Origin of the sequence: Geothrix oryzae (assembly GCF_030295385.1) — a bacterium.
GTDB classification, from domain to species: Bacteria; Acidobacteriota; Holophagae; order Holophagales; family Holophagaceae; genus Geothrix; species Geothrix oryzae.
Genome location: NZ_AP027079.1, coordinates 276270 through 302111, shown reverse-complemented (window position 1 = coordinate 302111; position 25842 = coordinate 276270). Strand labels below are relative to the sequence as shown.

At 69.3% G+C, this 25842-nt stretch carries 28 protein-coding genes; 18 read left to right on the top strand and 10 right to left on the bottom strand.

The genetic code is table 11. From position 1 onward, the window contains the following. Nucleotides 1-4 precede the first annotated feature (4 nt). Nucleotides 5-613, bottom strand: a complete 609-nt coding sequence (locus tag QUD34_RS01295; protein ID WP_309568513.1) for an NADH-quinone oxidoreductase subunit B — start codon at nucleotides 611-613, stop codon at nucleotides 5-7. Between the two features lie 2 nt (nucleotides 614-615). Next, nucleotides 616-996, bottom strand: coding sequence for an NADH-quinone oxidoreductase subunit A (locus QUD34_RS01290; protein WP_286354779.1), 381 nt, complete (start codon nucleotides 994-996; stop codon nucleotides 616-618). 139 nt (nucleotides 997-1135) lie between these two features. On the opposite strand from QUD34_RS01290, the gene QUD34_RS01285 reads away from it, so the two are divergent. The 5 genes from QUD34_RS01285 to QUD34_RS01265 are packed head-to-tail and all read left to right on the top strand — an operon-like array spanning nucleotide 1136 to nucleotide 4644. Beyond that, on the top strand, nucleotides 1136-1393 hold the full coding sequence (locus QUD34_RS01285; protein ID WP_286354778.1) for a phosphopantetheine-binding protein: 258 nt from the start codon (nucleotides 1136-1138) through the stop codon (nucleotides 1391-1393). 8 nt (nucleotides 1394-1401) lie between these two features. Beyond that, on the top strand, nucleotides 1402-1845 hold the full coding sequence (fabZ, locus tag QUD34_RS01280; RefSeq protein ID WP_286354777.1) for a 3-hydroxyacyl-ACP dehydratase FabZ: 444 nt from the start codon (nucleotides 1402-1404) through the stop codon (nucleotides 1843-1845). Then, a complete protein-coding gene (locus tag QUD34_RS01275; protein WP_286354776.1) occupies nucleotides 1842-3026 on the top strand; it encodes a beta-ketoacyl-[acyl-carrier-protein] synthase family protein in 1185 nt (394 codons plus the stop codon). Before fabZ ends, QUD34_RS01275 begins: the two co-directional genes overlap by 4 nt. Next, a complete protein-coding gene (locus tag QUD34_RS01270) occupies nucleotides 3023-4123 on the top strand; it encodes a beta-ketoacyl synthase N-terminal-like domain-containing protein (RefSeq protein ID WP_286354775.1) in 1101 nt (366 codons plus the stop codon). The genes QUD34_RS01275 and QUD34_RS01270 overlap by 4 nt, the downstream gene beginning before the upstream one ends. Next, nucleotides 4120-4644, top strand: a complete 525-nt coding sequence (locus tag QUD34_RS01265; RefSeq protein WP_286354774.1) for an SPOR domain-containing protein — start codon at nucleotides 4120-4122, stop codon at nucleotides 4642-4644. The genes QUD34_RS01270 and QUD34_RS01265 overlap by 4 nt, the downstream gene beginning before the upstream one ends. Nucleotides 4645-4764: 120 nt before the next feature. Here the strand turns inward: QUD34_RS01265 and QUD34_RS01260 are convergent, their stop codons facing one another. Beyond that, the gene (locus tag QUD34_RS01260) at nucleotides 4765-6231 is read right to left on the bottom strand and encodes an NFACT RNA binding domain-containing protein (protein WP_286354773.1); all 1467 of its coding nucleotides are present in this window, start codon (nucleotides 6229-6231) and stop codon (nucleotides 4765-4767) included. A 138-nt stretch (nucleotides 6232-6369) separates the two neighbouring features. Between QUD34_RS01260 and QUD34_RS01255 the strand changes: the two genes are divergently transcribed. The 3 genes from QUD34_RS01255 to QUD34_RS01245 all read left to right on the top strand — a co-directional run bounded on the left by QUD34_RS01255 (nucleotide 6370) and on the right by QUD34_RS01245 (nucleotide 10873). Next, nucleotides 6370-7827, top strand: coding sequence for a GGDEF domain-containing response regulator (locus QUD34_RS01255; RefSeq protein ID WP_286354772.1), 1458 nt, complete (start codon nucleotides 6370-6372; stop codon nucleotides 7825-7827). A gap of 71 nt (nucleotides 7828-7898) precedes the next feature. Next, the gene (locus tag QUD34_RS01250; RefSeq protein ID WP_286354771.1) at nucleotides 7899-9629 is read left to right on the top strand and encodes a DUF2339 domain-containing protein; all 1731 of its coding nucleotides are present in this window, start codon (nucleotides 7899-7901) and stop codon (nucleotides 9627-9629) included. Then, nucleotides 9626-10873 (top strand): hypothetical protein, encoded by a 1248-nt coding sequence (locus QUD34_RS01245; RefSeq protein ID WP_286354770.1) that lies wholly within the window; start codon nucleotides 9626-9628, stop codon nucleotides 10871-10873. Before QUD34_RS01250 ends, QUD34_RS01245 begins: the two co-directional genes overlap by 4 nt. 40 nt (nucleotides 10874-10913) lie before the next feature. On the opposite strand, the gene QUD34_RS01240 is transcribed toward QUD34_RS01245, so the two are convergent. Continuing rightward, a complete protein-coding gene (locus tag QUD34_RS01240) occupies nucleotides 10914-11240 on the bottom strand; it encodes a sll1863 family stress response protein (RefSeq protein WP_286354769.1) in 327 nt (108 codons plus the stop codon). Nucleotides 11241-11510: 270 nt separating this feature from the next. Next, nucleotides 11511-13013 (bottom strand): sigma-54 interaction domain-containing protein, encoded by a 1503-nt coding sequence (locus tag QUD34_RS01235; protein ID WP_286354768.1) that lies wholly within the window; start codon nucleotides 13011-13013, stop codon nucleotides 11511-11513. Nucleotides 13014-13499: 486 nt separating this feature from the next. Here QUD34_RS01235 and QUD34_RS01230 point away from each other — a divergent pair, with 486 nt between their 5' ends. The 4 genes from QUD34_RS01230 to QUD34_RS01215 are packed head-to-tail and all read left to right on the top strand — an operon-like array spanning nucleotide 13500 to nucleotide 15860. Next, on the top strand, nucleotides 13500-14273 hold the full coding sequence (locus QUD34_RS01230) for a 4Fe-4S dicluster domain-containing protein (RefSeq protein ID WP_286354767.1): 774 nt from the start codon (nucleotides 13500-13502) through the stop codon (nucleotides 14271-14273). Further along, complete coding sequence (gene nrfD / locus QUD34_RS01225; RefSeq protein WP_286354766.1) at nucleotides 14270-15475, top strand: NrfD/PsrC family molybdoenzyme membrane anchor subunit; 1206 nt, start codon at nucleotides 14270-14272, stop codon at nucleotides 15473-15475. The genes QUD34_RS01230 and nrfD overlap by 4 nt, the downstream gene beginning before the upstream one ends. Before the next feature lie 41 nt (nucleotides 15476-15516). Further along, the gene (locus tag QUD34_RS01220) at nucleotides 15517-15675 is read left to right on the top strand and encodes a hypothetical protein (protein WP_286354765.1); all 159 of its coding nucleotides are present in this window, start codon (nucleotides 15517-15519) and stop codon (nucleotides 15673-15675) included. Nucleotides 15676-15689: 14 nt separating this feature from the next. After that, the gene (locus QUD34_RS01215) at nucleotides 15690-15860 is read left to right on the top strand and encodes a hypothetical protein (RefSeq protein ID WP_286354764.1); all 171 of its coding nucleotides are present in this window, start codon (nucleotides 15690-15692) and stop codon (nucleotides 15858-15860) included. A gap of 70 nt (nucleotides 15861-15930) precedes the next feature. Here QUD34_RS01215 and QUD34_RS01210 read toward each other — a convergent pair whose 3' ends face one another. Genes QUD34_RS01210 through QUD34_RS01200 form a run of 3 tightly spaced genes read right to left on the bottom strand, consistent with a single transcriptional unit; the run spans nucleotide 15931 to nucleotide 17635 of the window. Continuing rightward, nucleotides 15931-16809 carry an EamA family transporter gene (locus QUD34_RS01210; protein ID WP_286354763.1) on the bottom strand — a complete coding sequence of 293 codons (879 nt, stop codon included), beginning with the start codon at nucleotides 16807-16809 and terminating at the stop codon, nucleotides 15931-15933. Then, nucleotides 16809-17135 carry an antibiotic biosynthesis monooxygenase family protein gene (locus tag QUD34_RS01205; protein ID WP_286354762.1) on the bottom strand — a complete coding sequence of 109 codons (327 nt, stop codon included), beginning with the start codon at nucleotides 17133-17135 and terminating at the stop codon, nucleotides 16809-16811. The genes QUD34_RS01210 and QUD34_RS01205 overlap by 1 nt, the downstream gene beginning before the upstream one ends. Continuing rightward, entirely contained in the window at nucleotides 17132-17635 is a 504-nt protein-coding gene (locus tag QUD34_RS01200) for an Lrp/AsnC family transcriptional regulator (protein ID WP_286354761.1), read from the bottom strand. Before QUD34_RS01200 ends, QUD34_RS01205 begins: the two co-directional genes overlap by 4 nt. Nucleotides 17636-17755: 120 nt before the next feature. On the opposite strand from QUD34_RS01200, the gene kdsA reads away from it, so the two are divergent. The 3 genes from kdsA to QUD34_RS01185 are packed head-to-tail and all read left to right on the top strand — an operon-like array spanning nucleotide 17756 to nucleotide 19625. Further along, the gene (gene kdsA / locus QUD34_RS01195; protein WP_286354760.1) at nucleotides 17756-18586 is read left to right on the top strand and encodes a 3-deoxy-8-phosphooctulonate synthase; all 831 of its coding nucleotides are present in this window, start codon (nucleotides 17756-17758) and stop codon (nucleotides 18584-18586) included. 10 nt (nucleotides 18587-18596) lie between these two features. After that, entirely contained in the window at nucleotides 18597-19145 is a 549-nt protein-coding gene (locus QUD34_RS01190; protein ID WP_286354759.1) for a GNAT family N-acetyltransferase, read from the top strand. A gap of 30 nt (nucleotides 19146-19175) precedes the next feature. Further along, entirely contained in the window at nucleotides 19176-19625 is a 450-nt protein-coding gene (locus QUD34_RS01185; RefSeq protein ID WP_286354758.1) for a hypothetical protein, read from the top strand. A gap of 19 nt (nucleotides 19626-19644) precedes the next feature. Here QUD34_RS01185 and QUD34_RS01180 read toward each other — a convergent pair whose 3' ends face one another. Next, nucleotides 19645-20505 (bottom strand): bifunctional 5,10-methylenetetrahydrofolate dehydrogenase/5,10-methenyltetrahydrofolate cyclohydrolase, encoded by an 861-nt coding sequence (locus QUD34_RS01180; protein ID WP_286354757.1) that lies wholly within the window; start codon nucleotides 20503-20505, stop codon nucleotides 19645-19647. Between the two features lie 71 nt (nucleotides 20506-20576). On the opposite strand from QUD34_RS01180, the gene nth reads away from it, so the two are divergent. From nth to QUD34_RS01165, 3 genes are all read left to right on the top strand, one after another. Then, nucleotides 20577-22037 (top strand): endonuclease III, encoded by a 1461-nt coding sequence (gene nth / locus QUD34_RS01175; protein WP_286354756.1) that lies wholly within the window; start codon nucleotides 20577-20579, stop codon nucleotides 22035-22037. Between the two features lie 27 nt (nucleotides 22038-22064). Next, a complete protein-coding gene (locus tag QUD34_RS01170) occupies nucleotides 22065-22814 on the top strand; it encodes a TlpA family protein disulfide reductase (RefSeq protein ID WP_286354755.1) in 750 nt (249 codons plus the stop codon). A gap of 102 nt (nucleotides 22815-22916) precedes the next feature. Then, nucleotides 22917-23957, top strand: a complete 1041-nt coding sequence (locus QUD34_RS01165; protein ID WP_286354754.1) for a TlpA family protein disulfide reductase — start codon at nucleotides 22917-22919, stop codon at nucleotides 23955-23957. 49 nt (nucleotides 23958-24006) lie between these two features. Here QUD34_RS01165 and QUD34_RS01160 read toward each other — a convergent pair whose 3' ends face one another. Further along, nucleotides 24007-25755, bottom strand: a complete 1749-nt coding sequence (locus QUD34_RS01160) for a protein-disulfide reductase DsbD family protein (protein ID WP_286354753.1) — start codon at nucleotides 25753-25755, stop codon at nucleotides 24007-24009. Nucleotides 25756-25842 lie beyond the last annotated feature (87 nt).

The window sequence follows — 25842 nt, the reverse complement described above, 5'->3', positions numbered from 1 at the left end:
CCGCCTAGAAGATCGTGCCCGCGCCGCGGTCCGCGGCGTCCATCAGCATTTCGCGGATGGTCTGCTGGCTCGTGAGGCCCTTTTCGGCCTGGAGGGCGTCCTGCCGGGCCAGGCTTTCATAGAAGCGGGCGATGTGATCCTTGCGCATGGAGAGCGATTCCTTCTCGATCTTCTCCTGCAGCTTCATCACGCCATAGAGCATGCTTTCGGGCCGGGGCGGGCAGCCGGGGACATAGACATCCACGGGGATCACCCGGTCCACGCCCTGGAGGGTGGCGTAGGTGCGGTACATGCCGCCCGACGAGGCGCAGACGCCCAGCGAGATCACCCATTTGGGTTCGGCCATCTGGGCGTAGATCGTGCGCAGCACCGGGGCCAGCTTGTTGGTGACGGTGCCCAGGATCATCAGCATGTCGCTCTGGCGGGGGCTGAAGCGCATGGCCTCGGCGCCGAAGCGGCTCATGTCGTACTTGGACGCCTGCATGCTCATGAACTCGATGGCGCAGCAGGCGGTCCCGAAGGGCAGGGGCCAGAGGCTGTTCTTGCGACCCCAGTTCACCACCGCATCCAGGCGGGTGGTCAGCACGGCGTCGTTGATGTTCATCTCGGCCATCGTCAGCGCTCCCACTCGAAGGCGCCCTTGCCCCAGGCGTAGATGAAGCCCACCAGCAGGGTGGCCATGAAGCTCAACATGGCTCCGAAGGTCCACAGGGCATGCTTGAAGTTCACGGCCCAGGGCAGCAGGAACGCCGCTTCCACATCGAACAGGATGAAGAGCATGGCCGTGAGGTAGAACTTCACGGAGTACTTGTGCCGGGCGCCCTGCTGCAGGGGCGGCACGCCACACTCGTAGGGCCGGAGCTTGGCCTCCTGCGCGTTGGCGGGCTTGAGCAGGCTCAGCACCTTGCCCGACAGGAAGAGGATGGCGATGGCCGCCACGGCGGCGACCAGCAGCAGGATCAGGACCGGCAGGAAGGGCGATGCGGGATGGGCCATGGCGCTCTCGGGCGGAGGGTTCCGCGAGGATCCAGCTTAGCGCTCTTTGCGGATCCGGAAACCGTGCCAATATCACAACCCCACCGGGGCCTCCCGTTAGGGATAGAATCGGCCTTTCCACCCTTCTGCCGGGATTGTCATGAGCGACCTCAAGCTGCGCGTCAAAGAGATGATCATCGAGCGATTGAAGCTGGAGGGGATGACGCCAGATCAGATCGAGGACCAGGCCCCCCTCTTCGGCGAGGGGCTGGGGCTCGATTCCATCGATGCCCTGGAGCTGGTGCTGGGCATCGAGCAGGTGTTCGGGGTGAAGATCGAGGACGAAGCCGCGGGCATGAAGGCCTTCAAATCCGTCCAGGCCCTGACCGATTTCATCGCCGAGCACACCAAGGCCTGAAGCCCCCCATGACCCCTGCCCCGGCCCCTGTCCCGGTCATCGTCCCGACCGACATCCCGGCCCACCTGCCGCATCGTTATCCCTTCCTCCTGGTGGACCGGATCCTGGAGCGGGAGCCCGGCGTGCGCGTGGTGGCGGAAAAACTCGTCACCAACGGCGAGCCCCACCTCCAGGGCCACTTCGAGGGGCGCCCCCTGGTGCCCGGCGTGCTGCTGCTGGAGATGCTGGCCCAGGCCGGGGGTTTCCTGGAAGCCGAGTCCCTGCATGGCGCGGCGATCTTCCTCGCCGGGGTGCAGGACGCCCGCTTCCGCACCCCGGCCTTCCCGGGGGATCGGCTGCGCCTGGAAGTGACGCCCGAGGGTGCCTTCGCCGGGCTGATGAAGCTCAAGGGCACCGTGAGCTGCGAGGGCCGGGAGCTCTGCACCGCCCATCTGCTGGTGAAGCGCCTATGACCGGCTCCCGCGTCGTCGTCACGGGCCTCGGCATCGTCTCCTCCCTGGCCCTGGATCGGGAGGGCACCTGGTCCGCCATGCTCGCGGGACGAGACGGCCTGGACCGCCTCACGCGGCTGGACCTCCCCGCCGAGCCCGCCCAGATCGCCGGCCAGGTGGCCCTGGAGCCCGCCCGGCATCAGACCCTGTGCGACCGCATGGCCCTGCGGGCCCTGGACGAGGCCCTGGACGGCTTGCGGCCGGATGGCGACCCCGCCCGGATCGGCGTCTTCCAGGGCGCCGGTACCAGCGGATTGCCGATCGCGGAGGCCTACCTGGAAGACCGCCTCGCCGGCCGGCGCGGCCAGGCGACGGGGCCCGCCTACCAGAGCCCCTGCACCGTCACCGATGCCCTGGCCAACCGGCTGGGGGCCACCGGGCCCCGGGGCACCATCATGAACGCCTGCTCCTCCAGCCTGCTGGCCCTGGGTCAGGCCTGGGAGCGCCTCGCCGCAGGCGAGCTGGACCTGGCCCTCGCCGGCGGCGCCGAAAGCCTCTGCCGCACCACCTACGCCGGCTTCTCCAGCCTCAAGGCCGTGGATGCCCGCAAGTGCCGCCCCTTCAGCCGGGACCGGGCGGGCCTGAACCTGGGCGAGGGCGCCGTGCAAATCCTCCTCGAGCCCCTGGACCGCGCCAAGGCCCGCGGGGCGACGATCTACGCCGAGGTGCTGGGCTACGGCGCCAGCATGGACGCCCACCATCCCACGGCGCCGCACCCCGAAGGCGAGGGCGCCGCCCGGGCCCTCGCCATGGCCCTCCGCGTGGGCGGTCTCGAGCCTTCGGGCGTGGATCTCGTCTCGGCCCACGGCACCGCCACCCCCGCCAACGACGGAGCCGAGTGCCGGGCCATCCGCCGGGCCCTGGGCGCGGCGGCCGAGGCGGTCTCGGTCACCAGCACCAAGAGCCAGTTCGGCCACACCCTGGGCGCGGCCGGGGCCTTCGGAGCCGGCACTGCCATCCTGGCCCTGCGGGACCAGGTGGTGAGCCCCACCCTGCGCCTGGACGACCCCGATCCCGCCTGCGATCTGGACTGCACCCCGCTGTCGGCGAAGGAACGGCGGATCCGCGCCGCCCTGGTGAATGCCTTCGCCTTCGGGGGCAACAATGTGAGCCTCCTGCTGGCGCGCTGGGAGGGCTCTTGAGTTCCGCTCGGACCGACCTCGTCATCACCGGCTTGGGATTGGTCCTGCCCTGCGGGGATGGCCTCGGCCCGGCCCGCGCCAGCCTGGCCTCGGGCGAGCCCTGCTTCGCGGACCTGCCGGAGGCCCTGGGCCAGGGGCGCGGCGCGGCCTGTACCGCCTTCAACCCCACGGGCATCATCCCGCCCATGCAGCTGCGGCGCCTGGACCGGGCCTCGCGCTTCGCCTGGGTGGCCGCCCACCAGGCCTTCCTGGACGCGGGACTCGATCCGAAGGCGGACACGGGGGGTGGGGGTGAGCGCATCGCCGTGGCCGTGGGCACCCTCACGGGCGGCAGCGAGGCCAGCGAGGCCTTCATGCGGCCCTACCTCCAGCGGGGGCCTGAGGGCGCCTCGCCCATGGTCTTTCCCAACTGCGTCGCCAACGCCGCCAGCGGCCACCTGGCCCTCGCCTTCGGATTGAAGGGCCCCAGCGCCACCTTCGTGGACCGGGAGAACGCCGCGTTCACGGCCCTGGAACAGGCGGGCCGCTGGCTCCGCACCGGGCTCGCCGACGCCGCGCTGGTCCTCGGCACGGATGGCCTCTTCCCTCTGCTCCTCGACATCTGCCGGGGCGCCCGGCTGCTGAACCGCCATGGAGATCCCGTTCCGGGCTCCAACCAGGGCTTCCTGCCGGGCGAGGGGGCACAGGCCTTCCTGCTCGAGACCCGATCCCGCGCGGAGGCCCGGGGCGCCCGCCCCCGGGGGACCCTGCGCGGGCTGGCCTGCCGGTCCACCCCCGGAGACGGGGAAGAGGAGCGGGCCGAGGCCCTGGCCCGGGCGGCCCTGGCCCTGGGCGACCGCGCCGTGGCCCGGCGGATCGGCGGCAGCAACGGCCTGCGGCGCCTCGACGCCCTGGAGTCGCGGCTGGCCGGGGCACACCCCCGGTGGCCCGCTACCCTCCATCCCAAGGTGCTCTGGGGCGAGTTCGGCGGGTCGGGCGGTCAGCTGCTGGCCGCCGCCCTCCTGGAGCCCGCGGAGCAGGTGCTCGTCACCGCCCCCGCCAGTTCCGGGGCCCAGTTCGCGGCGCTCCTCGAAGGCGTTAGGCTGGATCGGCCATGACGACCCGCGATCAGATCAGCATCGGCAGCCAGTCCATCCTCTGGGTGGCCGGCGTGGGCGTGGGCCTGCTGACCCTCGCCTTCGTCCTGGGCGTGCAGGTGGGCAAGCAGAGCGCGGCCTTGCGCCGCCCCCTCCAGAAAGGCGTCGAGGAGGAATTGAAGGACCTGCCCGAACCGCTGGTGGACCAGCTCAAGATCTTCGAGGGCGACGGCCCCGACAAGCTGGTACCCACACCGAAGGTCGATGCCACCGCTCCCCTCCGGGACGAACCGAACCCTGAGACGAAGCCCGCCGAGGCGGGAGGCGTCTGGACGCTCCAGCTGGTGGCCACCGCCGACCCGGCGGAGGCCAAGCGGGTGGCCGACAAAGCCAAGGCCGCGGGCTTCGCCACCACCACCCTGAAGGACAAGGGCCAGGTGAAGGTGCGCCTGGCGAAACCCGCCGACCGCGCCGCCATGGACAAGGCCGCCGCCAAGCTCACGAAAGCCGGCATGAAGCCCTTCGCCGTGAAGGTGGAATAGCACCGGGCAGGATCCAGCTATGGCTTGGGGTAGACGGATACCTGTCCACTTCCTCTCGGCATCGCCTGTGACGATACGCGAGACCCCGCTCCCACCCGGCCCGCGCGGCTTCGGTTCGGGTTACGGCTTGGGATAGACGCGGATGCCCGTCCACTTCTTGAGGATCACCTTCCCGGGTGCGTAGCCGCGGGGCTTGCTGATGTCGGCGATGCGGGCGAGGTGGACCTCCACCTTGCCGCCCTCCCGCGCCTTGCTGTGGTAGGCCGCCAGCTCCGCGGCGCGTTCGATCACGGTCCTCGGCAGCTCGCTCAGCTTGTCGGGGTTCCGGATGACGACATGGCTGCCGGGCACGCTGGCCACATGCAGCCAGAAGTCGGCGTTGTCGGCCACCTTGAAGGTGAGCTGATCGTTCTCGGCATCGCCCTTGCCGATGAACACCTCGAACCCGTCCACCATGACGCTGCGGAAGGCCGCGCCCTTGCCGTCCTTGCGCTTGTTCTCCGCCTGCATCCGCTTCGTCCCCTTCGCTTTCGCCAGGCCGCCGCCTTTGGCGGTGCCCATGCCCTTTGGTTGTCTCGCGGAGGGCGGTTCCGGTGCAAGACCCCCGGCCTCCCGTTCCGCCCGTTTCGCCCAGGCCGCCCGCTCCCGCACGAGCTCCGCTTCCAGCTCGTTCAGCCGGGCCAGGCCCCGCTCGGCCTTCTTGGCGGCCGCGAACCAGACCTGGGCCGCATCCTCGGCCTGGGCACCCTCTGGCAGCGGGATCCGCGTGCCGTCCAGCAGCACCGCCTCCCGGGTGACCCCCTTGAGCCGGTAGAGCTCGGCGGAGATCTGCTGGGCCTGGCGCTTCAGCGGCAGGCTCGCCTGGTGGCGCGCCCGATCCCGGGCCAAGGCCAGGCCCAGGCGTTCCAGGCGCGCCGCCTCGGCCTGGCGTGTCCGCTCCACGGCCGCCTTGGCGGGCCCCAGGATCAGCGCCTCGGCCCGGGCCTCGGACCAGACCCGGTGCCGCGCGAGCAGCCCGCCCTCGCCTTCCATGACCTCGGGAATCTCCCCCGACAGCGCCCGGTCGAAGTCCGCGCCCCAGCGTTCCCGCCAGCGGCGGAGAGGGGGCGGATCCTCCCCGGCGGGTTCGGGAGCCGCGAGGGGAAAGGGGGAGCCCAGGCCCAGCCGGGGGACCTGCACATCCTGGCCATCCACGCGGATGCCGGCGCGGCCCGGGATGGCCTGATAGGCCAGGCGCAGCGTCTCCAGCCGCCCGGTGATCGCCCGCCGCTGGAAGGAGAGCCCCATCCAGCGTTCGCGCGGATCCCCCTCCACAGCCCTCAGCCGGGCCCCCTGGAACCAGGGCCCCCAGAGCTTGCCACTGTCCCGGATGGCCTCGGCCTGGAGGCGCACCCAGGCCGGGTGGGCGGTATCCAGGAGCCAGAGTTCCGGTTTCGGCTGGAGCAGCAGCACCCAGCCTTCCGCCCCCTTCCGGCCGGCCCAGCGCAGCCCCAGCGCCCGGTTCGACGCCCACACGGCCTCCACGGGGACCTCGCCCCTCTCACGCAGCCAGGCGCGGCCCAGGGCCAGGATCAGAGGCGCGTCCACCGGCCCCCCCTCCTCTGTCGCTTTCCGCCTGCGCCCGCCATGATGGGACACCCTCCAACCTCAGCATCCCACGGTCCGGCCAGCCCTCGTCGGCGCCAGGGTTCATGCTCTTTCCGGAAATCATCGATACTGGAAGCTATGACGACTGCCCTTCCGAAGGATTCCAAGGCGCTCCAGGTCCTCCTGGTGGATGACAATCCCATCCAGTTGAGCCTGCTGCGCCACCTCTTCCAACGCCATGGGCACACCACGCTGGAAGCCAAGAACGGGGCGGAGGCCCTCATCATCCTGGCCACCGAGTCCCCGGATGTGGTGGTCAGCGACTGCGTCATGCCCCTGCTCGACGGCTACCAGCTCTGCCGCCTGCTGAAGGACGACCGCGCCACCCGCCACCTGCCGGTGCTCCTGCTCACGGCCCAGGGGGCCGGGCTGGCCCGCTTCTGGGCCAAGACCTGCGGCGCGGACCGGTTCCTGGTGAAGGGGCGGGACCTGGATCATGTGGTGGAGGCCGCCGCCGCCCTGGTGGAGCAGTCGGAACGGCCCCGTGCCGCCCATACGGTGCCCCGCCTCGCCCAGGAGAACTTCGGCGTGGACGCCATCCAGCGCCGCCTGGCCCAGGCCCTGGAGCAGCGCCTGGTGGAAACGGCCCTGCGCGACTCCATCGCCCGGCTCTACACCGCCGAGCACGACACCCTCCGGCTGATCCGGGGCTTCATCGAGATCCTCCAGGAGCTCGTGCTGCCCGGGGCCCTCCTGGTGGCCTACCTCGGCGAGGATGGGACCTGGTGCTACGGCGTCCACGGTTCCTCCGCCAGCGAGGAGGACCGCCGCGACCTCGAGAAGGCCATCCGGCAACACACCCTGGCCGACACCAACGGGGAGTGCCACTGGCACCCGGTGGCCGACGACGAGGAACGCCGCCGCAGCCTGCGGGACCCGGTCCTCCGCGTGCTGCCGGCCGTCACGCCCGGACATCCTGCGGTGAGCGCCCTGGGCTTCCTCACGGAGCGCCGGGCCGCCGAAGACTACGAGCGGCTCTTCGAGATCGCCGCCGAGGAACTGGGCCGCCTGCTCAGCCTGGAGGATTCCCGCCTGCGCCTGTACCACCAGGCCATCCGCGATCCCCTCACGGGCCTGTACAACCGGCGCCACATCCTCGACATGCTCGACATGGAAGTCGACCAGTGCGGCCGCTTCGGGCAGAACCTGGCGCTGATGCTCATCGACCTCGACCACTTCAAATCCGTGAACGACCGCTTCGGCCACGCCGCCGGCGACCAGGTGCTCAGCGTCATGGCCCAGCGCATGTCGTTCGGGCTACGGAAGGTGGACCAGCTCGGGCGGATCGGCGGCGAGGAGTTCCTCGCCTACGGCCCCCAGACGGACCTGGACGGCGTCCGCGCGCTGGCGAACCGGCTCCGGGAGCAGGTGGCCCTCGAGCCCATCCCGGGCCTGCCGGCCTCGGACCGCGTCACCCTGAGCATCGGCCTCACCAGCTGGGAAGGGCCCGAGGACACCGTGGAGCGGATGCTGTCCCGGGCCGACAAGAACCTCTACCAGGCCAAGGCCGAAGGCCGGAATCGGGTCGTCGGGTAATTCCCTCAGGGCCGCTTGACAGGGTTCGGCCTCCGGCTCCATGATTCCATACGCTTCCGTATGGAGACATCATGGATCCCGACGCCTCGAAGGATCACGCCGGTTCGCAGGAGCTTGCCGAGCGGGTGGCCCGCCTGGAGGCCCAGGTGGCCTGGCTCCTCCAGCGACAGCAGGCGCCGGCCGCGCCGACGCCTGCACGACCGACCGCCCCGGCCGCGCCTCGCCCCGCCGCACCCCGGAAGGAACTGTCCCCGGTGGTCTGGATCGCGGGCATCGGGGCGGCCATCTTCCTCTTCGGGGCGATCTTCTTCTTCCGCTGGGCCATCCAGCAAGGCTGGGTGGGAGCGGAGCTTCGCTTCATCCTGGGTCTCCTGGCGGGCGGCGCCATCTCCGCCCTGGCCGCGAAACTGATCCTGGGTGACAGCCGCCGCCTGGGCGTGGCCCTGCTGCTGGCGGGCCTGGGCACCCTGCAGTTCACCTTCCGGGCCGGGGCCATGGAATACCACTTCTACGCCGCGCCCCTGGGCCTCGCGGCCGCGGCCCTCGTCACGCTGCTCGCGGGCGGACTCGCCGCCCGGAGCGCCAGCGGCGGCGCACTCACCGTGGCGCTGGCCTCCGGCCTGGCGGCGCCCCTGGTCTTCAGCCAGGGCGGTCACCACGAAGTGGCCCTGGCCGCGTATCTCGCCGTGCTCATGGCCGCGTCTCTGGCCGTGCCCTACCTCTCCCGCACCGGCGCCTCGTGGCATGGGACCCGCTGGACGGCCCTCCTCGGCGTCTGGCTCCTGCTCCTGCCCGCCTGTGCCGAGGTGCAGAAGGCGGATGCGACCTCCCTCGCCCTGCTACTGGGCCTCCACCTGGTCCTCGCGGGCCTCTGGGCCTGGCTCCCGGGCCGCGAGGAAAAGCCCGGTACGCCGACCGCACTCTGGCTCGTGGCCTCGATGCTGGCCACCTCCTATGCCTGGCTGCTGTGGAAGCGCCTGGGGCTTGCACCCGAGACCTTCGCCCTGCCCGTGCTTGCCGTGGCCGCGCTGAACCTCGCCCTGGTGCAGCCGCTGCGAGCCCGCATGGAAAGCCGCCGGGCGGACTGGGGCCTGCTGGCCCTCGCCGCCGGACACCTGGCCCTGGCCGTGCCCGTGGCCCTGGCCTGGCGCTGGGTCGGACCGCTCTGGGGCACCTTCGCCCTGGGCCTGGCCTGGGCCTCCCTGAAGGCCGAGGAGGGCGACTACGCCGAGGAGGCCACTGCCCTGCGCTGGCTGGCGGCGGCCCTGGCGCTGCTGACCACGCTGCGGTGGGCCTTCCACGGCCTCGATGGCTTCCTGTTCCACACCCGCGCCATGACGCCCTTCCTCAATCCCGCCTTCGCGGAGGGCGCCCTCGCCTCGGCGGCCTGGTGGCTGCTCACCCGGCGCGGCGGCCCCTTGGGCCTGATCTCGTTCCTGGCCCTGGAAGTGACCGCCAATGTGACCCTGGCCTTCGAGGCCGCCCGGCTCGTCCAGCACCTGCAGACGCCCACGGCCCTGGGCTGGGGGCCCTCCCGCGCCGCCTCCATCACCATGACGCTGGTGTGGGCCCTTTCCGGCGCCTGGCAGTGGATGCGCAGCCTGGGCCACCGCGACGAGGCCCGGCGCGCGCTGATGATCGCCGGCTATGCCTGGATGGGCCTCGCCAGCCTCAAGCTCATCGCCTCGGACCTCGACCACGCCGATACCCCGCTGCGCGCCCTCGCCTTCCTGGGCGTGGGCGGCATCGGCATGGCCGCGGCCATCCTCGCGAACCGCAAGCGCACCGGGGAGCCGTCATGAGCCCCGCCTCCTGGAACCGAACCGCCCTGCGGCTGGTGGGCCTTGGCCTGAGCCTGGGCCTCGCCTGCGCCCGGGAGGATCGCGCGGCCTTGAACCGCCGCTCCATGGCCCCTTCCCCCAGCAGCGGCTGGGCGCGGCTCTCCCTGGATGCCGAAGCCCAGCGGCAGATGAAGGGTGCCTGGATCGGCGACGAGGCCGGCAGGAGCATCCCCTTCCTGGAGGCCCGCGAGGGCCTGTGGGACACGCGGCCCCTGCCCATGGAAAACCTCCTCACCGGCAGGAACGCCGCGGGCCAGCCCACGGCAGAGTTCTCGCTGCGGCTGCCCGAAGGGTGGAAAGTGGGCGAGCGGGAGACCCTCAGGCTCGACCTCGATCTTGAGGGCCAGGCGCCCTGGGTGACCCAGGTCCAAGCGGAACGCCGGGTCGAGGACGGGGGCCGGGGAGGCGCCTTCATCACCTACGATCCCGCCGCGCCGCTCCACCTCTATGATCTGTCCCCCTCCGGCAGCCGCCGCACCCTCAACCTTCCCTGGGATGGCCACCGCTACCGCCTCACCCTCCTCGCCTCCCAGGGAACGGCCCCGCACATCCGCCGCGTGCAGGCCTACGCCGAGACGCGGCCCGAGGCCCTGGAAGCCGAGCTGGCCCTCGAGGGGACCCTCGCGCCTGAGCCCGGCCAGCCGCGCACCTGGCGCCTGACCCTGCCGGACACCGAACGCGTGGTGGGCCTGGATCTCGTGCTGGCGCCCCCGGCGGCCCCCCTTCATCCCGAGATCCGCCTCGGGGACGGACCCGAATCGAGACGCGACTGGGCCTGCCAGGACCTGGTGTGGAACCTTCCGGCCCTCGGCACGAAGTCCAGCCGCATCGCCCTGACGCCGGGGCTGGCCAGGACGCTCACGGTGAGCCTGCCCGAGGGCGCCGCGCCCCAGAGCGTGCGGTTCCTCGTTCGGCGGCAGACCCTGATCTTCCCGGCGGAAGCGGGCCGGACCTATGTCCTGCACCTCGGCGGCGAGGCCAAACCCGCCCCCGGCAGCCTCGGCGCCCTGCCCTCCGTCCGTATCCTGGCCGCCACCGCGCCCCTCACCCTGGGCCCCCGCGAGCCCGACGACCAGGGAATCCCCCACCGCATCGGCGCCGACCAGCGCGCCCGGCCCTGGATGCCCTGGGTGGCCGGATTGGCCCTTCTGGTGCTGGGCAGCGTCGCCTGGCGGTTGTTCCGGCAAGAGGACGCCCACCGCTGAGAGGGTGCCTTCGGGTGCTCAACCAGGGCCGGCGCCCGCCTCAAAACCGGCCCTCGGCCCTCCGGAAGGAGGACTGGATGACCTGCCAGGAGCGCTCCAACCGCTCCCGCTCAGGCTCCCACTCGGCGTCGGTGGCGCTTTTCAGTCGCAGGACCTGGGCGCTGGCCTCGTTTCTCCGCAGCTGCAGGTCATCCGTGATGCGGTCCAGCACCAGCCTGACCCGAGCCTCCGCCCGTCTCGCGGCGGCCCGGTACTGGCCGATCAGAGCGGTCCATTCCGCCAGCTGCGCTTCGAACCGTTCGAGATCGGCCCTTCGACTCGATGAGATCGCCGCGGGGGGCAGAGGCGTTTTTTCGGAGGTGTGCATGATCGGCCCCTTTCCTCGCGGCCCCTCGCCGCTCTCTCGATGCAGGGAAGGTCAGCGCCCACTCCCGGTTCTGAAGCGGCGTCATTCGAATGGCTTCATCTCGCATGGAAGGGTTCAAGTCACATGCCAAAGCGCACCAGAGAATACGGCGATCCGTATTTCGCTCAATAGACTGGTATTGGCCAGCAGGGCCCCGGGCGGCGATCCGGCGGCCCGACGCAGCCCACCGCGCCATGAAACGGAATCGTCAAATGTGACGGACGCTTCTGGTCAAGGACGACGGATGCCTTCTTTGCGCATTCGGCCGCGGAGGGTGCTCGGATTGATGCCGAGGATGTGGGCGGCTCCGTTGTTCCCCTCGATCCGCCAGTTGGTTCTGCGCAACACCTGGCTGATGTAGTCGCGCTCCAGTTCCACCAGAGCTCGGGTCCCGCCCTGCTCTTGAACCTCATCCTGGCCCCGGCCCGGACCCGGAGCGAAGCGATCCAGCACCTGAAGGGTCGCGCCCTGCGAGACGATCGCGGCCCGCTCGATCACGCTTTCCAGTTCCCGGACATTGCCGGGCCAGGCGTGTGCCATGAGGCGGTCCATGGTTTCGCTCGTGACATTCCGGATGTTCTTGCCGAGCTTGCGATTGAACTTCTCCAGGAAATACTCCACGAGCAGGGGGATGTCCTCTCGCCGGTCCCGGAGCGGCGGAATGGTGATGGGGAAGATGTTGAGCCGGTAGAACAGGTCCTCGCGGAACCGCCCCAGCCGCATCTCCTCGTAGAGATCCCGGTTGGTGGCCGCGATGATGCGGACATCCACCTTCACGGTCCTGGAACTTCCCAGCCGGCTGAATTCGCCGTCCTGGATCACATGCAGCAGCTTGGCCTGCAGCTCGAAGGGCAGGTCCCCGATCTCGTCCAGCAGGATGGTCCCCTTGTCGGCCATCTCGAAGCGGCCCAGCTGCTGCGCGCTGGCCCCCGTGAACGCCCCCTTCTCCCGCCCGAACAGTTCGCTTTCGATGAGGCTTGCGGGGAGTGCCGTGCAATTGACCATGACGAGCGGGCGGTTCTTCCGCAGGCTGCGGTTGTGGATGGCGCGCGCCACCAATCCCTTGCCGGTGCCCGTTTCCCCGAGGAGCAGCACCGTCGAATCCTGCGGCGCCACGGCCTCGACGCGGAAGAACACATTTTCCAGGCAGCGGCTATGTCCGATCACTTCGCCGAAGTGATAGGTGTGATTGATCTCGTGGAACGGATAGATGTCCGCGGACTGGATGCGGTCCTTCAGCGCCTGCACTTCCACTTTGGCTTTGTGCAGATCATTTTCCGCCTGCCGCCGGAGGGCCATCTCCTGCGTGAGGAGATCGCTGCCCGGATCGGCCGCGGCCGGGCACGGGCAGATCCGCTTCCCCCAGGTGATGTCCGAGTGGATGCTGACCGCGCCGATGATCTTTCCCTTCGCCAGGATCGGCGCCGCCGTCGCCCGCACCGTGATCTCTTCCCCGGTTCCGGCGTGAACGGCCAGCAGAATCTCCGTCACCTTTTCGCCCTTGAAGGCCCGCGTGACCGGGTGCTCATCTTCACGGAGAGGGAGCAGGTTCTTCGGCCATCGCAGCAGGAATCCCTCGCCCCTCCTGCCGTACCGGCTCCGCAGCTCGTTGATGGACGCGACGCCGAGCATCCGCACGGCAGCGTTGTTGCAGCGGGTGATGCCGTCCCTGGTGAAGATGAAAACGGCATTCGGCGTGGTGTCCAGGATGGCGTTTATCTCTGCGCGCTTCAATAGGAGCGCGGAAACATGCGCTGAGAAAAGCCTACGCTTTTTCACCTGGATCACCTCCGACCGGATCCCAGCCTCGGCTCTGACGGCTCGGCGGATGGTGTAGGGGGCAGTCTGCGTAAGCATCAATGCCTCAACAGATCCGTTGATTACTCAACGGTCATTAATGAATGTAGGCCTTTCCCTCCCAAGGGAACCCCCCGAATGACACATCTCCCTAAATTTTCTCGACGGCCTTCCTCCGCCGCGGCCACCACCGCACCCGTCGCATTTGACGGTTCCGCGCCATGGCGCGGTGGGCAGCGGCGTGGCGGCCTCACCCATAGGCCCGGTCAGGGAAGCCCCAACTCCAATCCTTGAAACGAGATGATGCCTCCATTTGTGGTTCTTTTTTTTTGGTACGCAACTTGACCTATGTGATTCGCAGTTGTTTTTAACTCTTTTCAAATCATCTTTTATTTTGAACAAATCTCCTGATCGGACCGGCCCATGACCAGCAAAAAGGCCATGTTGATTGACATCTCCCTCTGCGTTGGCTGCAACGCCTGCCAGGCGGGATGCAAAGAAGAAAACGGGCTTCCGCCCCAAGAGGAGAAATACCTTTCACTCACGGCCTACACCGCACTCGACAAGTACAACGACCTTTATGTTCGCCGTATGTGTCAGCACTGCGATGTGCCCACATGCGTATCGGTCTGCCCCGTTGGCGCGCTCACCAAATCCAGCACCGGCCCGGTGTCATACGATGGCGAAAAATGCATCGGCTGCCGCTATTGCCTCCAGGCCTGCCCGTTCCATGTTCCCAAATACGAGTGGAGCAGCACCAAACCATCCATCCGCAAGTGCAAGTTCTGTCCGTCCCGGATCGCGAGCGGGCGGCAGACGGCCTGCGCCGAGGCCTGCCCCACGGGGGCCACGAAATTCGGCGACCGCGACGAGCTGCTGGCCGAAGCGGCTCGCAGGATCACGGCCGAGCCGGGGAAATATGTGCCTCGGATCTACGGTGAACAGGATGTCGGCGGCACCTCGATGCTGTATCTGAGCCCCGTTCCCTTCGAACAGTTGGGCTTTGATTCGCGGCTGGGGAAGGCCCCCATGCCCATGTTGACGATGAGCGCCCTGTCCAAGGTCCCCAATGTGCTTTCCGTGGGGGGCGTCCTGCTGGCGGGTGTCTGGTGGATCACCAACCGGCGCGCCGAGGTGCAGGCCTACGAATCGTCCCTTAAGAACGGAAACGACCCAGAGCGCGAGGACGACGAATGAAAACCCTGAGCGTGCCGCATGTCACCGGGTGGCGGCCCATCGCCATCATCCTCATCCTGGCCGGGGCCCTCGCCGCCGTGGCGCGCTTCGCCCTCGGGCTCGGCGCGACCACCAACCTGAGCGACGAATTCCCGTGGGGCCTCTGGATCGGCTTCGACTTCCTGGGGATCGGCCTAGCCGCATCGGGCTTCACGATCGTGGCTGCCGTCCATCTCTTCCACGCCAAGGAATACGAGCCCATCGTCCGGCCCGCCATTCTGACGGCCTTCATCGGGTACCTCCTCGTGGTCCTGGTGCTGATCATCGACCTGGGGCGGCCGGATCACTTCTGGCATCCGCTGGTCATGTGGAATCCCCACTCCGTCATGTGCGAGATCAGCTGGTGCCTGATGCTCTACACCACGGTGCTGTCGCTGGAATTCGCGCCCATCATCCTCGAGAAATTCAACATCCATTCACCCATCAAGTGGATCCACGCCGTGTCCCTGCCGTTCATGATCTTCGGCGTCCTGCTGTCGACCTTGCACCAGTCCTCGTTCGGATCGCTCTACCTGATCGTCCCGAACCGCCTCCATGCGCTCTGGTACACACCCCTGCTTCCCGTCCTCTTCTTCATCTCGTGCATCGCGTCCGGGCTTTCGATGGTCGTCCTGGAGTCGCTCATCTTCTCCAGGAACGGACGGCCCTTCCTGCCCACCCGGCTCCGGGCCAACCTCGCCAAGGCCATCGCCCTGGCGCTGGCGGTCTACTTCGTGGTGCGGATCCAGGACCTCCTGACCCGGGGCGCGCTCCACGACCTGACCACCCTGACCTACTACAGCGTGGCGTTCTACGCCGAGCTGCTGGTCGGATTCGTGATCCCCTTCGCCCTGCTGATCTTCGAGAAGGTCAGGACTTCGCAGACGGGCCTCTATTACGCGAGCTTGATGGTGGTGCTGGGTTTCGCCTTCAACCGGATGAACACGGCCATCACCGGGCTGGAGCGCTATCCGAGCCAAACCTATTTCCCGTCCATCATCGAGATCTTCATCATGCTCGGCATCACGGCCGTGGGCTTCTGCGCCTTCTCGTTCATCGCGGAATACCTTCCCGTGTTCACAGCCGAAGAAGCAGGCGCCGGCCAGCACCGGGACGCTGCCCCGAGCGTCGAGAAGAAACCGCTGTTCGCGCCTCCCGAGTGCGAAGACCCGCGCCCTTCGTAAGCGGCCACGCTCCCCCCACACCATTCTCGAAGGAGGTTGACATGTTCGATCTCGCCAACTGGCGGAATCCCGAAACACTCATGCTGAACATCACGAACGGCATTCTCGGCATCGTCACCGTGGGGCTGATCGTCTGGATCTGCGGTTCCGCCATCTACGAACATATGGCGGCCAACCATAAAACCATCGCCAAGCAATAGCCAAGGGAGCTGCCATGACCGTCCTACTCGTCATGTTCCTGTTCCTCGCCTTCGTCGGAACCGATCATGTGGTGCGCCTGGCCACGCGGCGGGCCGCGGCCCGGCGGGCGGCCGCCAAGCTTGGGGAATCAGCGAGGATCGCCCCTCCGCCCTATGCGGAATTGACGAAACGGGCTGCCGGCTGAGGGGTGGCCCGCCCCTCAGATGGCAGGCCCGAAGGCCGGGACCAGAGATGGCTCCGGCCTTTTTCTCGAATCAGGCCTCTGTTGGTGTTTCCCGCAGGGCGGGCTTCGGCCGCAGCTGCACCAGGGCGACGGCCGCCAGGATGACGGCCATGCCGAGAACCTCGCGCGGGCCGAAGGCCTCGTGCAGGATCAGGGTCCCCAGCAGCACGGCCACGAGGGGGTTCAGGTAAGCATAGGTGCCCATCTTGGCGGGTGGCCAGGCCTTGGCCAGGTAGATGTAGGCGGAGAAGGCCAGCACCGAACCGAAGAGGGCCAGGTAGGCGACCGCGCCCAGGGCCTTCGGGGTGACGGGCCCGCGCAGGAACCCACCCGTGAGTGGCGCCAGGGCCAGCCCGATGACGGCGGCCGTGGCCATCTGGATGCCCACATTGGTGAGCAGGCTGCCCCCGTGGACGAAGCGCTTGCCGTGCAGGGTGCCCCAGGACCAGATGCAGGGCGCCGCGATCAGCGCCGCCAGGCTCCCGCCATGGATCCGCAGGCCGCCCGTGGGCCACACCAGCACGCAGACGCCCGCCAGGCCCAGCAGGAGGCCCACCCAGCCCTTGGCGCCCAGGGGATCCTTCACCATGGAGAAGACGGCCAGCCAGAGGGGTACCAGGGCGGCCAGCACGGCCGCGAGCCCCGAGGAGACATGCAGTTCCGCCCAGGAGATCAGGGCGTTGGAACAGCCCAGCAGCAAGGCCCCCACGACCATGAGATGCCCGACCTCGTTCAGCGGCGGCCACGCCTCGCGGCGCAGCCTTCCCAGCCCCAGGGCCAGGAGCGAGGCCACGGAGAACCGCGCCGCCACCATGCCATAGGGCGTGAAGGACTCCAGGCCCAGGGCGATGGCGAAGTAGGTGGAACCCCACACCACGGCCACCGTGAGGTAGGCGAGCCAGGCCAGCATCAGTCGGTTCCCTTGCCGGCCTCGCGCTCCACGCGGCAGACCCGCAGGCGGAAGGTCTCGTACCACCGCTCATGGCCCAGGCGCTGGGCCACCGCATGTTCCGCGTTCGCCTTCCAGGCCGCGATGGAGGCCTCGTCCTTCCAGTAGGAGACCGTGATGCCGAAGCCCTGCGCGTCCCGGGCGCTCTCCACGCCGAGGAAGCCCGGCTGGGCGCTGGCCAGTTCCAGCATGCGATCGGCCATGCTCCCGTATCCCAGATCGCCCTCGGTCCGCTGGCTGCTGAAGATCACCGCGAGGTAGGGCGGCTGCGGGGTGGCTGCGATCACTTCTTGGCCTTCTTTCCCGACCCTTCGATGGGGAAGGGGCTCGGCCCGGCCTTCTCCCAGTGAGTTTCCAGCACGATGGTGGTGCGCGTGGTGACCATGGGCCCCAGGGCCCGGATGCGGCGCAGGCGCTCGGCGATGCCCGCGGGGGTGTCCGCCACGACCTTCAGCATCAGGGCGTCCTCGCCCGCCACCGTGTGGGCCTCCAGGATGTCGGGCTCATCTTCCAGGGCCTTGATGAAGCGCTGCTCGATGGCCTCGTTGTTGTCCTTGTAGCGCACGGCCACGAACGCCACATTGGGCTTGTTCACGGCCGCGGGCGTCACCCGCGCCCCGTAGCCCGCCAGCACGCCATCGGCCTCCAGGCGCTTCACCCGGTCGATGATCGTGGGACGGCTCACGCCCAGCCGCTCCGCCAGCTCCGCATGGCTCATGCGGCCCTCCTGCTGGAGCAGGGCCACCAGGCGCCGGTTCAGGTCGTCTTCCATCAGCAGCTTCGCCATGGGGGGCTCCGGACAAAAGGGGGGGAGGGCTTCGGTTGGACATTATGACAGTAGAACCCACGATAAGCATGACGACCCGTCAATGGGCCCGAAGGCGGTAAAATGCGGGACGAGGTGCCCATGGACTTTGCCCGACCCTTCACCGACCAGAGCTTCTTCCTTATCGCCGGGCCCTGCGTCATCGAGAGCCGGGAGCATGCCCACCTGATGGCCTCCAGCCTGCGGGACCTGGCTGAGGCCCGGGGCATCCCCTTCATCTACAAATCCAGCTTCGACAAGGCCAACCGCACCAGCCGGGAGAGCCACCGAGGGCCGGGCATGGAAGGCGGCCTTGACATCCTTGCCGAGATCCGCAGCCGCTACGGCGTGCCGGTGCTGACCGATGTGCACGAAAGCGACCAGTGCGCCCCCGCGGCCCAGGCCGTGGATGTCCTCCAGATCCCCGCCTTCCTCTGCCGCCAGACGGACCTGCTCCTCGCCGCTGCCGCCACGGGCCGCACCGTCAACCTGAAGAAGGGCCAGTTCCTCGCCCCCTGGGACCTCAAGCACGGCGTGGAGAAGCTCCAGTCCGTGCCGGGCCACGGCCCCGTCTGGGTGACCGAGCGGGGCTCCAGCTTCGGCTACGGCAACCTGGTGGTGGACTTCCAGAGCTTCCCGCACCTGCGCAAGACCGGCTGCCCCGTGGTCTTCGACGCCACGCACAGCGTGCAGAAGCCCGGGGCCCTCGGCCACGCCACCGGCGGGGCCCGGGAGATGATCCCCAGCCTGGCCCGGGCCGCCGCCACGGCGGTGGACGGCTTCTTCTTCGAAGTGCACGACTGTCCCGAGAAGGCCTGGAGCGACGGCCCTAACGCCATGCGGCTGGAGCAGTTCGGGGCCCTGCTGGACGAACTGCTCATCCTGTGGAGGGCGGGCCGGGCCGCGGCGCTGCAGGATGCCGCGGGCAAGTGAGGGGGAAGCGATGGCCGAGGTGCTGAAGGCCGGTCCTGGCCTGGAATTGCGCCCCTTGAACCTCCGGGACGCTCCGGCCCTGTTCGCCCTGGTGGATGCCAACCGCGACCGGCTGCGCCGCTGGCTGCCCTGGCCCGACGCCAACCAGTCGCCCGCGGACTCCCGGACCTACATCCTGAGGATGCGCACCCAGGTGCGGGCGGGAGTCGGCCAGTCCTTCGGCCTCTGGTGGAAGGGCGGGCTCGTGGGCGTCGCGGGCTTCAACTGGATCGACGCCGCCAACCGCAGCGCCGCCATCGGGTACTGGCTGGCAGAGGCGGCCGAGGGGCGAGGCCTGATGACCGCCGCAGTCGCGGCCCTGCTCCGCCACGGCTTCCGCACCTTGAAACTCAACCGCATCGAGATCCGCGCCGGCGTCTGGAACCGCCGCAGCCGCGCCATCCCCAAGCGCCTGGGCTTCCGCCACGAGGGCACCCTGCGCCAAGTGGAGCACCTGGCGGATCGCACGGTGGACCACGCCGTGTACGGGCTGCTGGCCTCGGAATGGCGCCGGCGCTAAACCGGCGCCAGCCAGTGCGGTAGCCTTCCCATGCGACGCCTCCTCCTCGCCCTGTCCCTGTCTGCCCTGCCCCTGATGGCGCAGTCGGCCCTGGTGTCGGTCATCCGCCAGCCCCGCGCCACCGCCGCGGAGTTCACGGTGCCCATCACCGATTTCCAGGTGCGGGACCGAGGCGACCTCACCCACCTCCATCTGGGCGTCGGCCTGGGGGTGCGCCATTGGGACGACGGCGACAACGCCCTCCGCTTCGTGGTCGATGCCAACGCCACCTCCCACCGCACCTTCATCGGCCTCGGCGCCATCGTCGAGGTGCCGCCCGGAGAGGGGGCCTTCGTCGGCCCCCGCCTGCGGATCGGCTGGGCCTTCCACCCGGCCTGGGCCCTCAGCCTGGAAGGCGAGCACCTGGAGCGTCCCTTCACGGACGGCCTCACCCCCCGCCGCCGCAGCAACCTGGGCCTGGCGCTGACCACCCGGTTCTAGGAACTCGGCCTGGCGCCCGCTACTCCACGCCCGCCGCGTAGGTGAGGTTGAGCAGGGCCATGGCGCGGGTGACCTTCCCCACGCTGTTCTTGGTGGTGTCGGTGTAGGGGATGCCCCGGCGGTCCAGGGCCTCGTAGTCGAAGTTCCCGTCGCCGCTGAGGTCGAAGCAGAGCGCCCCGTCCTTGATCCAGTCCGTGCGGATCTGATACCCGGGCGCCGGCACGGCGCTCACGATGACATCGGCCATGCGGATGAAGCCCTCCAGGTGCGTCTGGTTGGTGGCGGCGTGGCAGAGGATGGGCGTGCCCTTCAGGTTGGCCACCATGGCCGTCAGAGGGCGGCCGATGCGCAGGCTGTCGTTGATGACGAGCACCGTCTTGCCCGCCAGCCAGTTGTCGCCGAAGCCCCGCTTGAGGGTCTTCACGATGGCCCGCGCGGTGCACGGCGTCATGCAGCGGTGCTGGGATCCGTCATCCAGCCGCTTCCGGTACTTGGTCAGGAAGCCGATGTTGATGGCGTGCAGGCCCTCGATGTCCTTGCTGGGGTCCACCAGATCCATGACCTCGTCATCCTTGATCTCGGGATAGCGCAGGGGATAGAAGATGAACACGCCGTGGGTCTTCTCGTCCTGGTTGAGGCGGGCGATGAGCTTCACCAGCTGCATGCCGTTCTCCACCCGCAGGTCCGCCGCGGCGATGCCCAGGTCCTCGCAGTCCTTCATGAGCCAGCGCTGATAGGTGACGCTGCCGGGATCGTGGCTGCCGAGGATGACGCCCAGGCCCGGCGAGAAGCCCAGCTTCTTCACATTGGAACGCACCAACTCCAGGTAGTGCCGGGCGGTTTCCTGGCAGTTGAGCTTTCCCGTAAGGGCGGTGGGCATCTGGCACCTCATCCTCCAGTCTATCGAAACCGTCGACTCCCGCGGCGGGGCCGCCGATCTATCCTGGTCCCATGCGCCCGCCCAGACCCGCCCCCGCCGAGCTTCAGCGCCGGCTCCGTGCTGCCTACCCCGATGCCCACTGCGCCTTGGATCACGCGGATCCGTTCCAGCTGGTGGTGGCCACCATCCTGAGTGCCCAGTGCACGGATGCCCGCGTGAACCTCACCACACCCGCCCTCTTCGTCCGCTATCCCGACGCGGCCGCCCTGGCCGAGGCGCGCCCGACAGAGCTGGAGGCCCTCATCAAATCCACGGGCTTCTACCACAACAAGGCCAAGAACCTCATCGGCCTGGGGCAGGCCCTGATGGCCCGCCACGGCGGCGTGGTGCCCTCGGACCCTGCGGCCCTCGGGGCTCTCCCGGGCGTGGGCCAGAAGACCGCCAATGTCGTGCTGGCCAACGCCTTCGGCGTGCCCGCCCTGGCCGTGGACACCCACATCTTCCGCGTGGCCCGGCGCCTGGGGCTGTCCAAGGCCGCCACGCCCGAGAAGGTGGAGGCGGATCTCTGCCGCCTCTTCCCGCGGGAGGACTGGATCGAGCTGCACCACCAGCTCATCTTCCACGGCCGTCGTGTCTGCGACGCCCGGCGGCCGGACTGCGGCGCCTGCCCCCTCCTCGACCTCTGCCCCACGGGACAGGGGCAGATGAAGGACCCGCACCTGGGGGTCCGGCTGGCCCCGACGGTCTCCCGTCTTCAGTCTTCGGTCCCCAGTCTTCAGTCCGCGGCCCCGGCGGCCCAGGCCCCCACGGATGGCATCCCCCAGCGCATCATCAGCCTGGTGCCCTCGGTCACGGAGCTGCTGGTGCAGTGGGGCCTGGCGACGCGGATCGCAGGCCGCACCCGCTACTGCATCGAGCCTCGCTGGATCCGCAACACCGTCCCCGCCGTGGGCGGCACCAAGGATCCCGACCTGGACCGCATCCGGGACCTCGCCCCGGACCTGGTGATCCTCGAGCGGGACGAGAACCCCAAAGGGGTCGCCGACGCCCTCACGGCCCTGGGCATCCCCTGGCTGGCCCTGGAGATCCGCACGCTGAAGGACTGCGCCGCGGCCTGGCGCGAGCTCGGAACGCGGCTGGGCGTTCCCGAGGCCGGGGAGGCCCGCGCAGCGGCCCTGGAGGCCTCCCTCAAGGGCCGCCGTCGCAGGGGCCCCCGCGCCCTCCCGCTCATCTGGAGGGAGCCCTGGATGAGCTCCGGGCCCGACACCTACCTGGCCGACCTGCTGCGCCAGGGGGGATTCACGCCCGTGGGGCCGGACCGCTATCCCGTGCTGTCGGACGAGGACCTGGCGGCCCTGGCCCCGGAACTCATCCTCCTGCCCTCGGAGCCCTACCGCTTCAATCGGCGCCATCAGGCGGAGCTGCAGAAGCGGTTCCCGGAGGCCATCGTGCGTCTCGTGGATGGCCAGGCCCTGACCTGGTACCTGAGCCGCACCGAGGCGGGGCTCGACCTGGTGCGGAGCTTCCGGTAGCGTGAGGGCACTCCCCACGAGGTACCCATGCCGCGCCTGCTCTGCAGCCTTCTCCTGGCGTCCCTGGGCCTGAGCGCCCAGGGCATCTACAAGAACGCCAACTCGCCCACCGATCCCATCTGTCCGAGGGTGAGCCAGGAAAAGACGGCCCTCAACTACGGGGCCGCGGCTCCGGGCACCACCGGCGGCCAGGTCGGCGCCGACAGCACGGGCCTCCTCTCGTACCAGCAGGGGCGCCAGTTCTTCCCCCAGGGCCAGCGCCGGTCCGTGGCCGCCTTCGCCGCCTACGACGCCAAGGGCAAGGGCACCTCCGTGGCCGCCCTGAAGGGGAAGATCGTCCTCGTCGGTCTCTGGAGCGTCCGCTGCGACCCCTCCGCGAAGATGCTCATGGAGTTCGCCTCCCTCTACCCCAAGCGCGATCAGTTCGGCTTCGACATCCTCGCCGTGAACTTCGACGAGAACCAGCAGGATGGCGGCGGCATCCAGGGCGGCTGGCGCGCCATCAACACCTTTATAACCAAGAACCGCCAGTTCTTCGAGGCGTCGAAGATGCCCGTCTACACGCCCGGCCTCGGCAAGGAGGGCCCCTCCAACTTCATGGACATCGTCCATTCCCTCCCGGCCCTGTTCGTCATCGACCGCGAGGGGAACCTGGCCCAGCTCCACATCGGCTACAAGGACGGCTTCGTGGGCGAGGCCATCCAGTGGGCCCTCCGGGAGCGGCCCCTGCCCCCGCCGCCCCCGGCAGCCCCGGTGACGGAGCCCGTCAAACCCTGACCCGGGCCCTGACCTGGGCCCTGACCTGGGCCCTGACCCGGGAAAGACCTCACCTTTCGAGGTATTCTGTCCGGCGAGGCCGAACCGCCCGCCGGAGGATCCATGCCCCTGCCCCTGATCTGCCTGATGACGGCCCTGCCCGCGCTGCAGGCGCCGGCTCCCGCGGCCGGGGCCCAAGCCGTGCTCGAAGCGGCCCGCGCCAAGGCCAGGTCGGTGATGGCGGCGCGCACCGCCCACATCCAGGCCGGGAAGAACACCAAGGATTTCCGCGGTGACTGCGCGAAGGAGCTGGCGGACCTACAGGCCCGTCTCGCCGGTGAAACGCAGGCCGAGGTGCGCGAAGCCCTGCTGGTGAGCACCCTCTTCCATTTGCAGCTGGCCAAGACGGAACCCACCGCGGCCCTCCTGGCCCAGGTCCAGAAGGAGGTGCCCCCCACCGCCACCGCCTGGAGCCTGGATCCCGGCCTGCTCACGACCCGCGCTGCGGCCGATCCCAAGGGCTGGGACGCCTATGTGGCCGAGGCCCGCGCCAAGCACGCCGATACGGGCCTGCGCCGGACCCTGCTCTTCGACCACTTCCTCGGGCGGCTGGAAGCCGGCGACGAGGCTGGCTGGAAGGCCGCCTTCGAGGCCATCCGCGTCCAGTTCCCGGGCAGTCCCCTGGCCCAGCGGGCCCAGGCCTTCCTCGATGCCGAGGCCAAGACCGGCCTGGGCCGTCCCGCCCCGGCCTTCAGCCTGAAGGCCCTGGATCAGCCGAAGGTCACCTATGGGGTGGACACCTTCAAAGGCAAGTTCGTGCTCATCGACTTCTGGGCCACCTGGTGCCCGGACTGCCGCGTCGAGATGCCCGGCCTGCATGCCGCCTGGGCGAAGTTCAAGGCCAAGCCCTTCGAGATCCTGTCCCTGTCCTTCGACCGCAGGGTCGAGCACATCGCCCCCTACCGCCAGCTGGCGGCGAGTCCCATGCCCTGGAAGCACGCCTTCATCGAGGGCGGATTCCAGAGCCCCCTGGCCGGGGACTACGGTGTGATGAGCATCCCCAAGGCCCTGCTCATCGGCCCCGACGGGAAGATCGTGGCCAGCGGCGCCCAGCTGCGCGGCGGGCAGCTCGAGAAGACCCTGGCGAAGTTCCTGGGGGACTGAAGCCGCTGTCCAGGATCAGATGGAAACGGCCCGCGCTGCGGGCCGTTTCTCATTTTCCCTCGAGCCAGGCCTTGATGGTCTCGGGCTTCTGGAAGCCCAGGATGCGGCGCAGTTCCCTGCCCTCGGCGTCCAGCAGGAGCACCGTCGGGTAGCTGCGGATCTGAAGCTTCGCCGCCAGATCCTTGCGCTTGGCGTCGGTGTCGATGCGGATGGGAATGGCGTGTTGCGCGATCCAGGCCTTCAGGGCCGGATCCGGCCAGGTCTTCTCATCCAGCTCCTTGCACTGGGCGCACCAGTCCGCGTAGATGTCCACCAGCACCACCTTGTGCTCGGCCTGGGCTTTGGCCAGCGCGCCTTCGAGGTCCTGCTCCAGCCACCCGGCATGCTCCTCTTTCGCCGCCACGGCGCCACCCTTGGGCAGCAGGTCCACCCCCAGGAAGGTCTCCACCGTCCGCACGCCCAGCAGCAGGGCCAGCGCCAGCAGCAGCAGCGCGAAACCCTTCCGCAGCTGCCCCACCAGGCCCGAAGCCGCCTCGAAGGCGCCGAAGACCGCCACGCCCGCCAGCATCACCCCGGTCCACAGGGCGAAATTCAGCCAGCCCGGCACCACGAGCCGCACATTCCAGGCCGCGAAGCCGAGCACCACGAGCCCCATGCCCTGCTTGAAGCGCGTGAGCCACTCGCCGCTCTTGGGGAGGCCCGCCGAGAAGGTGCCCACGGCCATGAACAGCACGCCCATGCCCAGGGCGAACACGAAGAGCTGCAGGCCGCCCAGCCACACGACCCCCTGCTGGGCGATGCCCACCAGCACGGCGCCGATGACCGGTCCCACGCAGGGCGCCGACAGCGGCCCCAGCACCAGGCCCATGAGGAAGGCCCCGCCGAAGCCCTTGCGGGAGCCATCACCCTGGAGCTTCATGGCCAGGCCCGGCGGCAGGGCGATCTCGAAGGCGCCGAAGAGCGAGAGCGCGAAGGCCGCGAACAGCAGCGATACGGGCACGAGGAAGGCCGGCTTCTGGGCGAAGGCGCCGAAGGCCGCGCCGCTCTTGGCGGCCAGCACGCCCAGCGTGGTGTAGGTCACCGCCATGCCCAGCACCAGCACCGCCGACAACGCGAAGCCCCGGGCCTTGCCGCCGCCCTTCGCCCCCACGATGGCCATGGTGATGGGGATCATCGGATACACGCAGGGCGTCAGCGAAGCGCCCATGCCCGCCAGGAAGACCAGGAGCAGGGACCAGATCAGGCCCGAGTGTTCCTGCGGGGCGGCGGGCGTGGGGGCAGGCGTGGGCGAGGCTGCGGGTGCGGGGGCCGCGACTTTCGCCTCCCCAGCCTTTTCTTCCACCGAAGAGACCGCAGGCTTCTCCGGCGAAACGACTGCAAGGGCGCCGGCAGGAATCTCGGACGCCTTCACCTCGAGCGTTCGCGTGGTGGGCGGGAAGCAGACGCCGCCTTCGCCCTCGGTGCAGGGCTGGTAGGTCACGGCCAGTGTCACGGGACCGCGGAGGCCCTCGCCGCGCACGGGGATCCGCACCGTGTCGTGCCAGATGCCATCGCCGATCTCATCTTTCGCCTGGGTCGGCGGCAAGGGGCCCACCTGGAGGGTGCCGGGCCCCCCCTTCTTCACCACTTCCATGAAGGCCGCCTTCAGGTGCGCGCCGGGCGGCACCGTCAGCACCACCGCGCCCTTCTGGAAGGTGAGATCCACCTGCTTCACCGGGTCGAAGGCCGGGTCCGCCCTCTGGGCCCAGGCCGTCAGGGCCAGCAGCAGGCTCATCAGCAGCGTCTTCAGGCTCCGCATGGATCCTCCAGGAAGGCCCATCTTAAGCCATCGACACGCACGCCACGGCCGGATTCAGCGCCGGCCACCGGCCACTCCGATGGAACC

Coding starts and splice junctions, on each gene's coding strand:
- QUD34_RS01240 (WP_286354769.1), bottom strand. CDS start 11,240: ATGCACACCTCCGAAAAAACGCCTCTGCCCCCCGCGGCGATCTCATCG.
- QUD34_RS01170 (WP_286354755.1), top strand. CDS start 22,065: ATGCCGCGCCTGCTCTGCAGCCTTCTCCTGGCGTCCCTGGGCCTGAGC.
- QUD34_RS01165 (WP_286354754.1), top strand. CDS start 22,917: ATGCCCCTGCCCCTGATCTGCCTGATGACGGCCCTGCCCGCGCTGCAG.
- QUD34_RS01210 (WP_286354763.1), bottom strand. CDS start 16,809: ATGCTGGCCTGGCTCGCCTACCTCACGGTGGCCGTGGTGTGGGGTTCC.
- QUD34_RS01275 (WP_286354776.1), top strand. CDS start 1,842: ATGACCGGCTCCCGCGTCGTCGTCACGGGCCTCGGCATCGTCTCCTCC.
- QUD34_RS01295 (WP_309568513.1), bottom strand. CDS start 613: ATGGCCGAGATGAACATCAACGACGCCGTGCTGACCACCCGCCTGGAT.
- QUD34_RS01220 (WP_286354765.1), top strand. CDS start 15,517: ATGTTCGATCTCGCCAACTGGCGGAATCCCGAAACACTCATGCTGAAC.
- fabZ (WP_286354777.1), top strand. CDS start 1,402: ATGACCCCTGCCCCGGCCCCTGTCCCGGTCATCGTCCCGACCGACATC.
- QUD34_RS01230 (WP_286354767.1), top strand. CDS start 13,500: ATGACCAGCAAAAAGGCCATGTTGATTGACATCTCCCTCTGCGTTGGC.
- QUD34_RS01180 (WP_286354757.1), bottom strand. CDS start 20,505: ATGCCCACCGCCCTTACGGGAAAGCTCAACTGCCAGGAAACCGCCCGG.
- kdsA (WP_286354760.1), top strand. CDS start 17,756: ATGGACTTTGCCCGACCCTTCACCGACCAGAGCTTCTTCCTTATCGCC.
- QUD34_RS01285 (WP_286354778.1), top strand. CDS start 1,136: ATGAGCGACCTCAAGCTGCGCGTCAAAGAGATGATCATCGAGCGATTG.
- QUD34_RS01200 (WP_286354761.1), bottom strand. CDS start 17,635: ATGGCGAAGCTGCTGATGGAAGACGACCTGAACCGGCGCCTGGTGGCC.
- QUD34_RS01255 (WP_286354772.1), top strand. CDS start 6,370: ATGACGACTGCCCTTCCGAAGGATTCCAAGGCGCTCCAGGTCCTCCTG.
- QUD34_RS01250 (WP_286354771.1), top strand. CDS start 7,899: ATGGATCCCGACGCCTCGAAGGATCACGCCGGTTCGCAGGAGCTTGCC.
- nrfD (WP_286354766.1), top strand. CDS start 14,270: ATGAAAACCCTGAGCGTGCCGCATGTCACCGGGTGGCGGCCCATCGCC.
- QUD34_RS01185 (WP_286354758.1), top strand. CDS start 19,176: ATGCGACGCCTCCTCCTCGCCCTGTCCCTGTCTGCCCTGCCCCTGATG.
- QUD34_RS01215 (WP_286354764.1), top strand. CDS start 15,690: ATGACCGTCCTACTCGTCATGTTCCTGTTCCTCGCCTTCGTCGGAACC.
- QUD34_RS01245 (WP_286354770.1), top strand. CDS start 9,626: ATGAGCCCCGCCTCCTGGAACCGAACCGCCCTGCGGCTGGTGGGCCTT.
- nth (WP_286354756.1), top strand. CDS start 20,577: ATGCGCCCGCCCAGACCCGCCCCCGCCGAGCTTCAGCGCCGGCTCCGT.
- QUD34_RS01160 (WP_286354753.1), bottom strand. CDS start 25,755: ATGCGGAGCCTGAAGACGCTGCTGATGAGCCTGCTGCTGGCCCTGACG.
- QUD34_RS01190 (WP_286354759.1), top strand. CDS start 18,597: ATGGCCGAGGTGCTGAAGGCCGGTCCTGGCCTGGAATTGCGCCCCTTG.
- QUD34_RS01265 (WP_286354774.1), top strand. CDS start 4,120: ATGACGACCCGCGATCAGATCAGCATCGGCAGCCAGTCCATCCTCTGG.
- QUD34_RS01290 (WP_286354779.1), bottom strand. CDS start 996: ATGGCCCATCCCGCATCGCCCTTCCTGCCGGTCCTGATCCTGCTGCTG.